General features: G+C 39.3%; 7 protein-coding genes. All 7 read right to left on the reverse strand.

Going from position 1 to position 11687, the window contains the following annotated elements:
- Positions 1-24: 24 nt before the first annotated feature.
- Entirely contained in the window at positions 25-945 is a 921-nt protein-coding gene (locus tag ACOVQ4_RS03895) for a dihydrodipicolinate synthase family protein (RefSeq protein WP_421819345.1), read from the reverse strand.
- A gap of 202 nt (positions 946-1147) precedes the next feature.
- Positions 1148-2302, reverse strand: coding sequence for an iron-containing alcohol dehydrogenase (locus ACOVQ4_RS03900; RefSeq protein ID WP_421819346.1), 1155 nt, complete (start codon positions 2300-2302; stop codon positions 1148-1150).
- Between the two features lie 23 nt (positions 2303-2325).
- Positions 2326-3459, reverse strand: a complete 1134-nt coding sequence (locus tag ACOVQ4_RS03905; RefSeq protein WP_421819347.1) for a sialidase family protein — start codon at positions 3457-3459, stop codon at positions 2326-2328.
- An 89-nt stretch (positions 3460-3548) separates the two neighbouring features.
- On the reverse strand, positions 3549-6293 hold the full coding sequence (locus ACOVQ4_RS03910) for a family 78 glycoside hydrolase catalytic domain (RefSeq protein ID WP_421819348.1): 2745 nt from the start codon (positions 6291-6293) through the stop codon (positions 3549-3551).
- 110 nt (positions 6294-6403) lie between these two features.
- On the reverse strand, positions 6404-7465 hold the full coding sequence (locus tag ACOVQ4_RS03915; RefSeq protein ID WP_283375554.1) for a Gfo/Idh/MocA family protein: 1062 nt from the start codon (positions 7463-7465) through the stop codon (positions 6404-6406).
- A gap of 35 nt (positions 7466-7500) precedes the next feature.
- Positions 7501-10026 carry an L-rhamnose mutarotase gene (locus tag ACOVQ4_RS03920; protein WP_421819349.1) on the reverse strand — a complete coding sequence of 842 codons (2526 nt, stop codon included), beginning with the start codon at positions 10024-10026 and terminating at the stop codon, positions 7501-7503.
- 297 nt (positions 10027-10323) lie between these two features.
- A partial coding sequence (locus ACOVQ4_RS03925; protein ID WP_421819350.1) for a serine hydrolase occupies positions 10324-11687 on the reverse strand: 1364 nt, incomplete at its 5' end.

The following is an 11687-nucleotide window of genomic DNA, read 5'->3' on the forward strand; positions in this document are numbered from 1 at the left end:
GTGCCTGTTGCCTTGTGCCTACAGCTACTCCGACAATGCTAAACTCTCTAGTGCTTGTGCGTAAGCCTCTTTTAGTTGCAATAAATCTTCTTGCGAAGAACCTTGCAATGGAGGCATTACAATTGGCTGGCATAGCTGGTGCGTTGACATCAATGCTTTTAAAGCCCAAAGCGACTCGCCAAGTGTACGACCTTTTTGGTACAGACTTCCATACAAATCCGAAAGCTCTTGCATACGAAGGGCTTTGGTGGTATCGTTCTGACGGACAGCTTCTTGCATTTCATGATAAATACTAGGGATAAAGTTTCCAGTACTTGGAATAATACCATCACTGCCTAACAACATCGCTTCTGCCGATTTGGCTGCCCAACCCATAAAATGACTGAAGTCTGGTCTATCTTTCCACAAATGGAGGGATTCATGAAGGCGTTCTACATTTCTTTCAGAGTCCTTTAAACCAATAATATTGCTGTGATAGCTCAATTCGTCAATGATTTGTAGAGGAACAGAACTATGAGTGGTTGCAGGAATATTATAAATAATCAATGGCAAAGGAATAGCGTCGGCTAATTGTTCAAAATAGCGTTTCATCTGACTTTCAGTCAGTGCGTAATAAGAGGGCAAAGTGGCTGCTACCACATCTACTCCTGCTTGTTCGCTAATTTTGGTAAGCTCTATCGATTCTTCGAGGCAATTCGAGGCAATACCAGCATATAATGTGGTTCCTTTTTGTTTATTTTTCCCTGCTTGTCTTATATAATCAGCCTTTAATTCAAAAGGCAAAGATGCTGACTCGCCAGTAGTTCCAAGAATAAAAGGTAAAACATGGTTACAGTAAAAATTATCGAACATGCTTTCGACTGCACCGTGGTCCAACTGAAAACTTTCAGTCAGAGGCGTTACCGCTGGTACCACTATTCCGTTATATTTTTTTTGAATACTCATGGGGTAGTTTATATCGTGTTCATGGAGAACAGTTGATTTAAGGATTTATGATTGGGAGATTTTCAAACTATTTCAGATTTCAGAAATAGAGTAAAATACCTTTATTTTTTACAAAAAAAAGTAGATTACACTTCCGAAATCCAACATCCGATATCCGAAATGGATAGGTATTATCTTCCTTCGTACAGCCCTAATGGGGAGTTTAGAAGGCAGCTTCAAAAATTTGAATAGCGTCAGACTCCTCTATAGGTCTTGGATTATTTTTCAACAACCTTTGAATTTTTAGGGCATCCTTCGCCATTTGAGGAATATCTTCATGTGCCACACCTACCTCACGTAAGGTAGCAGGAATACCACAAGCCTTGATAAGTTCTCGCACTTTTGCTACGCCAGACTTTGCCATTTCGAGCGAATCCGCCACTGGTTCGCAACCAAGTGCTTCTGCTACTTTGGCATATCGTTCGGGTGCTGCCACAAGATTGTATTCCATTACATAGGGAAGCAAAAGGGCATTTGACAAACCATGTGGTAAGTGATATAAACTTCCCAAAGGATAAGACAAAGCATGCACCCCAGCCGTGTTGACAGGCCCTAAACAAAAACCTCCAAGTAAACTGCCCATGGCAACTTGTACACGTGCGTGTTCATTATTACCATTTTGTACAGCTTCGACAATATGTGCTCCAATCAACTTCATTCCTTCATAAGCATACATATCGATAAACAGATTGGCAAATTTGTTGGTATAGGCTTCCAAACAATGCGTAAGCGCATCAAGTCCCGTTGCTGCCGTGATACTTGCAGGCACGCTTACCGTTAACAAAGGGTCTGCATATACAGCATCTGGAACTAGGTAAGGACTAATAATGCCTTTTTTCTGATTGTCAAGATTATCAACCAGAATAGCGTTTGGTGAAACCTCGCTTCCTGTTCCTGCGGTGGCTGGCGCACAAATCAACTTTTTGGCTCTTTGTTTTAACAACCCAATGCCAACATATTCTCTTAGTTCTTGAGGATTGTCAAGCTGAGCTGCTACTAGTTTGGCAATATCTAGCACACTTCCGCCACCAATGCCAAGTACTACGTCGGGATTGAATGGCTCTACTTTTTTCATTAATGAAAAAAAGTCTTCGAAAGTAGGTTCTTGCACAATACTTGTATCAATTTGTACTTCGATTTGTCGAGCTTTTATGTCTGCTAAAAGCGGTTCTAAGGCTTTTAGGATAGGTTCTATTGTAACTAATAAAACTTTTTGGGCATTATATCCGCTTAATTCTTCGGCGATTTGGTTGATAACACCGCTACCAAATACCAATTTATTCGGGAAATAAATACTTACATGTTGAAGCGTATTCATATTAATTAAGGTATTTCTGAGGATTAGTCTTTTGTAATTTCGCCTCCTTGCGGAGCGGTATAACCTTTTACAACAGGCCACTTGCCCTCAGTAATTTTTACGATTTTGAGTTTTTTAGGGTTTATTACAGCGTGTTTAATTTTTTGTCTGCGCCATGTGTAAATCACATGCAATAATCCATCTTTGGTTTGAATAATAGATGGATAGGAATATTGACTAATAGGAGAATCTTCGACAATCAAGGCGGCAGACCAATTGATGCCATCATTTGAAACCGATAAATTCAGAGGTGTTCTTGGCCCTTTTGCCAAATCTCCTGGAGGCAATACATGATTATAAATCAAATAATGCTTTCCATTTGAGGCTGTTAGGGCATCTGTACCTGAGTTGTTATTGGGCAAATTACTTTTGGCTAAAGGAGTCCAAGTTTCTCCATTATCATACGACCAAGAAGTCAGAATCGCTCTATTTCTGCTTCGTGCTAAAATTTGCAATTTGCCTTTTCCATGATCTAAAATGCTTGGTTGGATTCCTTGCGTGTCTTTATCTCCTTGGATAGGTCCAACCTGTCTCCATGTTTTTCCACCGTCTTTGGTCACTTCAAAATGCAAGCGCCAGCCCAATGAGCCTTCGGTACTGCTTGGACAAAATAAGTTGCCATTGGATAGTAATACAGGCTTGTTTTTGACAGGTCCGATATATCCTTCTGGTAAAGCTCTGGCCTCTGACCAAGTTTTTCCACCATCGGACGAAGTTTTGAGCCAACCTTTCCATTTGGCAGGACTAGGGCCTATTTTATAAAATAGTAAAAGCTCGCCATTAGGAATTTGGTACAAAACTGGATTCCAACAAGCATAACGCAAAGTGTCGTTGACGATGCCATTGGCAACATTTTGTGGTGCTTGCCATTTGCCATTTTCTTGGCGACTTACCCAAATACAAACATCTGGATTGCGTTCTTTGGTACCTCCAAACCACGCTGAAACTAACCCTGTAGGTGTTTCAGCAATTGTAGAGGCATGACTTTCGGGGAAAGGTGGATTTTCTACCACAAATTCATCCACAAGAAGCCCTTTTTTCCAAACTTGAGCTTCCGATGTCAGTGGCAATGCCAAAGTACAAGTGATGAATATGAATCCAATGAGTAATTTTTTCATAAATGCTTTTTTGCTTTGAAACAGTTACCAAGGCACATAGGCACAAAGTGAAAAGTATAAAACTGAGCCTCAGACCTTGTACTCTATTCCTATATTTTAAATTCGAATGAGTAAGAACCAGAACCAATTTCTAGTATGGTATATGTTTGACTCAAACCCATGATTTTGATTTCTTTATATTGAGAAATTACCTTCCCTCCTTCTGTAATGTTTTGATAATCGGGGGAAGGAATATAAATAATGGCTTTGCTATTGGCTGGTACGCTAACTTGCCAAGTAGAAGTATTGCCTTCTTTTTTCCAATGGGATTCAATGGTTCCTCGTATTGACTGATAACTTGCTTGTACTTGATTTAATCCTTTTGGAAAATCTGATTTTAACTCAATGTATTTGTATGCGGTTTCTCTGGATTTAATACCTGCCAAATGTTGGTAATACCAAATCAACAAATCACCTAACAACATCACATGATTAGCTGAGTTCATTTCGGGGTTGGCGGTATTGCCATTCCATAATTCCCAAATTGTTGTGGCGCCATTTTCAACCATATACCCCCAACTTGGATAGTCTTTTTGTGTCGCAATGGTATATGCCAAATCTCCTTTTCCGAGATTGCTCAATCCTCGCATCAGCCATTGTGTACCAATGACGCCCGTGCTGATATGGCTGTTGTTTTTTTGTACAATGGTTTGAATTAAATTTTCTGCAACCTTAGTTTTTTCTTCAGCCGAAACTATGTCGTAAACCAAGGGTAATAAGTTGGCTGTGACAGTTCCATTGCTGTAGTTTGAAGTCTTCAAAAATGCTTGGTTAAAGGCATTTTTATAATCTGATTCCATTTTGGAAAAAGATGATACATCTTTCAGATTATCAGTAGTTTGAGCAAATTTTTGCATTAGTTGTAATACACGAATATAAGTGGCTGTAGCTAACAATTTGCCATCAGTCAATCTACTTTCATCTTTGGCATGAATCAATTCTTTTGACTCAGGTGGTACACACCAATCGCCATATTTATCTTTGGTGATTAATCCGTTTTCGGTATACTTTTCAGCCATATACATTGCCCATTTTTTCATAGATGGGTAATGTTTTTTGATAGGTTCAGCATCTCCAAATTGCTGGTAGAGCATATCGGCAATCGTGATATAGGTAGCTGGCCACGTAACATTGTCGCCATAGTATCTCCAAAAACTAGGGGCTACATCTGGGATGCTTCCGTCCGCTTTTTGGCTTTGCTCTATATCATCTAGCCATTTGGCATAAAGGGTATGATTATCAAATAAATAGCTTTCGCCATAAGCTCCTGTAGTACGGTCTCCCAGCCATGGCTGGCGCTCGTTGCGTTGTGGGCAATCCACTGGCATACCTTTATAATTGCTACGAATTCCCCAATAAGCATTGGTAAATATCTGATTGAGCGTAGTATTCGAACTTTGGAATTTACCCGCATCACTCATCTCATCGTATACCACTCTTCCTTCAAATTGCTCAAGCTTGGGTTCTGTTGGAAAACCTGTAATCTCAACATATCTAAAACCATGATAGACAAAACGAGGCTCCCAAGTTTCTGTACCTTCTCCTTTGAGCGTGTAGATATCGGTAACTTTGGCATCACGAAGGTTACGTACATATAAACTTCCATCTGCTTGCAGACTTTCAGCAAAACGAAGGGTGACTTTTTGACCTTTTTTTCCCTGAACACTTAAACGCAACCAGCCAGCCATGTTTTGACCCATATCTAAAATGTAGGTTTGAGCATTGAGTTTTTTAAGAGCAATTGGTTTGATGGTCTGCATAACCTTCATGTTTGCAGTCATTTGTGCTTCGTAGTCGCCGCCTGGTTCTTGTACCAATTGCGCCTTGAGCCATGAAGTATCTGTGTAGCCCGATTGACTCCAATTGCCTAACTCTTTGGTAGCATCGTATTCTTCTCCGTCATATTCATTATTGCATCGAATAGGTCCATCGGCAGTGACTTTCCACGTATCATCGCTGACGATAGTTTCGCGACTGCCATCGTCATAAACCAAGTCGAGGTTGAAAAGCATTTTAGGATAACCAAATGTTTTGATTTTATAAGGTTTGTAATCTTGGCGCATCGTATAATAACGACCATTTCCCAAAATTGACCCCACTGCATTGGCGCCTTGTTGCAACAAATTTGTTACGTCAAAAGTATTGTATTTGACACCTTTGTTATAATCCGTCGGAACAGGTGCTAATACCTGATTACCAACTTTTTGACCATTGAGATATAACTCATAAAGACCCAAGCCGATGATATAGGCAGTAGCACTTTTAAGTTTTTTCTTTACCGTAAAATCTTTTCTGAAATAGCGAGCCGACAAGCGTGAAAACTGCCCTTCGTTATCCCATGGAAATGAGCGATCTAAGCCAATCCAACGTCCTTTCCAATCTACATAATTGAGCAAACCAATACTAAAAGATGCTGTTTCAGACCAATTTGACTCTCCTTTATTGGTCCAAACCTTTACCTTCCAAAAACATTTACTACGACTTTTGAGGGCTTTTCCTGCATAGCGTACCTGAATCGTTTCGTCTGAATTGATTTTTCCAGAATCCCATAAATCACCTTGGTTTTGCGCCAATAACTCTTGACTAGAAGCCACCAAGATTTGATAAGCTGTCTGATTGACTGCTCTTTGGTTGGTATTGATTTGCCAACTCAAACGTGGTTGTACTACGTCGATACCTTCAGGATTTTGTAAAAATTCACAACGGACTTTTTCAACAGTAATCGCCTTTTCGTCTTTTCTAAAGCTAGAAAAAAGCAATCCCAATAAAGCCAGTAGTAAGAAATAGTGTTTCATGGTTTTACTATTTTATCAAACAGAGGTAATAATGCAGAATTGTGAGTTGTGAATTGAGAATGTAAATTTTTGATAATTAAAGACTTATATTTACAATTCAACCCTGTTGCTTACAAGCTAAATTCTGCCAAAAGATCAGCAACCTTTACGGGCTGACCAGTCGATAATGAACGATCCATTGCTTGTAATAGCGCTACAGTTCCGATTCCTTCTCTCACATCTGGATAGGCTGTTTGTCCGCTTTCTAGGCAATCAACAAAGTATTCAAGGTAGTTTTGGTATTCGCCAGCGTGGTGACTTTTACCTTCAAATCTGAAATAATGCTTTAGTTTATGTTCCCAAGTCTGTACGATTTCCTCGCCTGTATTGGTCGTCACGGCATATCTTAAATCCATGTAATCAGCTTGACTACATCCTTCTGTTCCACGCAGAATACAACTCATTTCGCTATCGCGCACTACTGGTTGTACGGGGCCTGTATAACAGCCACTTACACGTGCAATACGTCCGTCGGTAGCTTTAAAGATAAAGTGCATAGTATCAGGGTTTTTGAGTCCGCCTTTCAAGCCATTAGCACTCAACATACCATAACCCATCACCTCTTCGATATTGGGCAAATACCAACGAATAAAGTCCACAGGGTGACTCAATCCACCATATAACCATTTGAATGCTGATTCAAGAGACCAGCCTTTTTCCAAAAACCAACGGTGATCAGCATGATAATAGCCTTCGATGGTAATAAGGTCACCGATAAGACCTTTTTCATAGTCTGCTCTTTGCTTTTTCATAGGTTCGAAAAAACGAGAACTTTGACCCACAAATACCTTTTTTCCTGTTTTTTCGGACAACTCAATAAGCTCCTTAGCATCAGCCAAATTGTCGATAAATGGTTTTGTACATACTACATGCTTGCCGTGTAAGAGCGCTTGCTTTACGTGCGTAGCATGCCATTTGTCAGGGGTATAAATGGCAATAATATCGATACTTTCGTCGTCGAGTAATTCTTGAAAATTGGTGGTATAAGACTGAAAATCAAACTCTTTGGCACGTTGCTGGCAAAGCTCTAAGCGTAAATCACATATTTTTACTAATTCTAACTTTGAACTCGCAAGCGCAGCAGACATAGTGCTTCGTCCTTCTCCCAGTCCTAAAATGCCTATTCTTAACATGGTTTTGACTAAATATTGTTAAATGACTTTATTTCTTAAAATTCGAGAGGTTTCAAAAACTCCCAAGTATCGCCTTTGGGTGCATCTTCCAACCCTTCCTGATAATCTTTCATGGCTTTATTCCAATCATTTACCCTTGGATTGTCGAGGGTAGTGCGTGGATTGAGTTTTTCGAAATCAGCTTCAGCAGGAATGCTAATGACAAGCATGAGCTGGCGACCATTTTTGAATAATAAAAGTTGTTGAAAATCAGCCTTACAAAAGCCTTTTGACACTTCAGGCCACTTTTCAAATTGAGTAGCGTGAGCGTCTAAATACGCTTTTTGTTTGTTGGAATCAGCAACCAAATTGGCAGTTAACAAAATATGTTTCCAAGTTCCTTCTTTTTTCTTTTCTCCACATTTTTCACGATTAAACTCATAGAATAAATCATGATAAGTTTTAATTTTTACTTCTGGAAAAGCATTTTTGAGGCGATCTTGGAGTAAATACACATCTTGCACTTTATCAAAAATGACCGTATGATTTTGCCACTGATAGACGGACGAAGTACTGATTTTGCTTTTTCCCAAAATGACTTTTAGTTTTTCTTTATCAAGCGTTTTTCCTTGCGCTGAGACCAACTCGACTATTACAGGCTTTTCGATATTGATGTCGTAGCGAGCGTCATACGGATTGGCGAAACGTAAAAGAGATTGGAATTGTGGCTCTAAACCAGCTTTTTGATAAATACTATCTGCTACGCTAGGACCATTATTTTCCCATGTATTAGCTGGCCCATTCGCATTTTGTAAGTATTTGGTCGAAGCCGTCCAGTTATCACGAATAGTCATAAACGAAGAGCCTTCGTCGGTATAGAGGTAGAACCAGTGACTAGGAATATGCGCATACGGCGCACGATAAATGCTATCTATTACATTCTCAATGATTTGCGTGTTGGGCTGTGCCGAAAGCGTATAGATACCAGCGACATCGTACATATTTTTACCATAAAGGCGAATTTTATTAGCCTTTACAAGATTATTTTTCAAAACAGTAACATGACGTGTCCAACCCCAACCTACGCTGATACCAGAGTAATGTACATTTGAAATGTCATTATGTGTAATTTGAATATCATGCGCAAAGCCCACACCTATTCCAACGCTTCCCCAATCTTCGTTGGTCGCATCGGTAATAAGGTTATTCGAAATTTGGATATGATGGCTAACTTCTCGTTGGTCTGTAGGATTATATGGTAAATGTATTTCGGTAGCTTCATCAGAAAAATTGCCCACCAAAATACCATTGCCACCAAGGTCTTTGAACAAATTACCAGTCACTGAACTTTGGCTAACGCCTTTGTACAAATCCAAGCCTGTAGAGGCAAAATGGGTAAATTGACAGTTTTGAATATGAATATTTTGACTATGGTTGATACTAACCGCCGCTGTCGGACGAATAATCCAAGCTTGATTTTCGAGCGTTTGTTTTTCTGGCGTTCCTGCAATTTTTAATTTGTAAGCATCAGTCATAGGCATACCCGTTTGGTGTGCCACGTGTCCTTGCGTAGCTGGTCGCCAGTAGGCGGTATGCTCGAAGTTAATGTTTTGAATATGAAAATGTTGTACAGGTTTTTCGGGTGTTCCTTCTATGCGCACCAATGTCTCCAAATGAGAAGCAATTACTTCAGCTTGATTCATATTCTCGTTTGAGAATGGGAAATAGTAGATTTTCTGCTCAACAAGATCACAGAAATACTCGCCAGCTTCATCCAAAAACTGTAAAGCATTGCATAAATAAAAAGCAGAATTGCCCGTCTCTTTCGAAATCCAAGGCGCTGGCCAAGGGTGTTCTGATTGAATACGGCTTTCTGGTTGGAAGAAAGTAAGTTTTGCGCTATCCCCTTGCACTTCTAATTTTTTTACCCGCAATTGTGCGATTTCCCACCACTGATGGATAAAGAATTCCAATCCTTTAGCTTGTTCCAGATGCGCTTCTTTGGGTGCCGGAATCCAACAAGTTTGTTCTTTTTTATTCCAAGAAAGAATACGTTGCATCTCAATGCCAGTCGTATTTTTGGCACGAGTTGCCTTTTTTCCATTGACCCACAATTGGCGAATTCCCGATGAAATACCCTCAGGTAAATCGGCTACCCAAATTTTTCCTTTCGCTTTTTGTGGTAAAAAAGGAAGATTTTCTTTTAGCAATTTCCAGTTGATAATAGCTTTGCCACCGCTAATAGAAACTTGTGCATGAGGGGCTGCTTCGAGGATGGTGGGGTTATTTGATATACCTGAATCTTCGGGTCTGATATGGATAGGTTCTTCTAAAAAATATCTACCTGCACTAAGATAAATATGTACAGATTTTGAAGGGTCGGTTTGATGCAATCTTCTCAGCTCACGCACCTTTCTGAGTGCCATTGAAGGGCTAGCAAGGGGTTGTTCTTTGGTACCAATGTTACTGTCCGAACCCGAGGGAGATACCCATACTTCGGATATTTGTCCAAAACATTTTGAACAAAGTACAAAAAAAGTGCAACAAAGGAGCAAAAATATCTTACCAGTGCTATTTTTCATTGGCAATTAGTACGCTGAGGTAATTGAAAAAACGAGAATGATTGAATCACAAAGATAGCCTACAGTGTAGGGTCTTATTTGTATCATTTTCTCAATGTATTATACAATTTTGCCGTAGATATAGGTGCTTTTATTTACTTATTTGAAATGTTTGGTCAACTTTGTACAAAAGCGCTTAGGTGTTGTTTTGGGGGCTTTTAGCTTTGGGGCTATAGGTGGGATATTCCTGATTTTTACAGAAAAATATGATTTTATCCTCGTAGAGATACCTGTTTTGGTATCTCTACGAGGCAAGGTTTATTTCGTTTCTATTTCGAAGATTTTTCTACCTTTTTCTCCAAAATAGTGGAAAAGAATTTTCTCATAAACTTTGTAACCATCGTCAACATTCGTAAAAATGACTAAACCTTGTTGGGTTTTGGGAAGAATAAACATAATCGTTTGACAACCTTTGTCGGCTCCTCCGTGCGAAATGGCATATTCACCATTTTCTAATTCATAAATTTCCATGCCCAAACCAAAATGTTTTCCTTTTTTGGTGATAACCTGCGTTTTAATCATATCCTCAAAAACCTCCTTACTAAGTCCTTCTCCTTTCATAATACTTAGCATAAATTTGCTGTAGTCTTCAATCGTCGTAAGCAAATTGTCGGCAGCACTGGCTTTGGTATTTTTTTCTACTGGATAAGCTTCACCTTCTTTGTTGTAGCCAATGGCGTATCTTGAAATATCAATTTTGTTGGTCCAAACCAATTGGGTTTGAGTCATTTGCAAAGGTGTAAAAATGAGTTCTTGCGCTAGTTGTTCCAGACTTTTATGGAATTTATTTTCTAAGGCCTTTTTCAAGTATTCAAGTCCTTCGCCCGAATAACGATATTGAGTACCTGGCTTAAAATCAAACTGTAGCTTGTTATCAGCATTAATATAACGCCAGTTTTTAAATCCGCTTTGATGACTCAGTAAATGTCTTGTGGTCAAAATTTTGCTATTAGGGTCTTTGGCAACATCGGGGTCTGTCCAGTATTTGTAAATAGGTTCGTCCAAATTCCATTTTCCTTGGCTTACAAGCTTGAGCGTTACCATTGCTGTAACTGGTTTGGTCAAAGAGGCAACATTGAAAATGGTATTATAGGGAGCAGTAACTCCTTTTTTCAGTGTTCCATAAACCTTAATATCTTGAATTTTGCCAGCATTTATCACGCCGATTCCCAGCGTGGGAACGTTGTTTTCTTGTAACCATTTTTCTATATCAGGAATATTGTCAAAAGTAGATGCAGATTGAAAAGGAATATCTTTTTGCTGATGGTCAAAGCTGAGTCCACGAGCTAATTTCCATGCGCCATTTTCGAGTAGCCAAACATGCGTAAACTTGGCTGTACTGGCAAAGCGCTCTTCTTTTCCTGCTATTTTTTCATAAAACTTATGCACACCATGCTGGATAGCACCATACAAAACTTTGTTTTTATACAATGGGTAAACCTCCGTACTTTCTTCTACCAAAGCTCGACGAGATTGATAGGTATCAGGAGTTTTACATAATCCTTTTTTGATATTTTGTAAAAATTGAGGCTTATACGAAATACTGTCGACGTCATGGAAAAACTCAAATTTGTCACTCAACAAACGCTCAAATTGTGAAATATCGCAAGTATTAAAGCCTA

The sequence above is a fragment of the Flectobacillus sp. genome (assembly GCF_049240685.1).
Lineage (GTDB): Bacteria > Bacteroidota > Bacteroidia > Cytophagales > Spirosomataceae > Flectobacillus.

Excerpts from the sequence above, each read along its gene's own strand:
- ACOVQ4_RS03895 (WP_421819345.1), bottom strand. The coding sequence starts at position 945 with ATGAGTATTCAAAAAAAATATAACGGAATAGTGGTACCAGCGGTAACG.
- ACOVQ4_RS03900 (WP_421819346.1), bottom strand. The coding sequence starts at position 2,302 with ATGAATACGCTTCAACATGTAAGTATTTATTTCCCGAATAAATTGGTA.
- ACOVQ4_RS03905 (WP_421819347.1), bottom strand. The coding sequence starts at position 3,459 with ATGAAAAAATTACTCATTGGATTCATATTCATCACTTGTACTTTGGCA.
- ACOVQ4_RS03910 (WP_421819348.1), bottom strand. The coding sequence starts at position 6,293 with ATGAAACACTATTTCTTACTACTGGCTTTATTGGGATTGCTTTTTTCT.
- ACOVQ4_RS03915 (WP_283375554.1), bottom strand. The coding sequence starts at position 7,465 with ATGTTAAGAATAGGCATTTTAGGACTGGGAGAAGGACGAAGCACTATG.
- ACOVQ4_RS03920 (WP_421819349.1), bottom strand. The coding sequence starts at position 10,026 with ATGAAAAATAGCACTGGTAAGATATTTTTGCTCCTTTGTTGCACTTTT.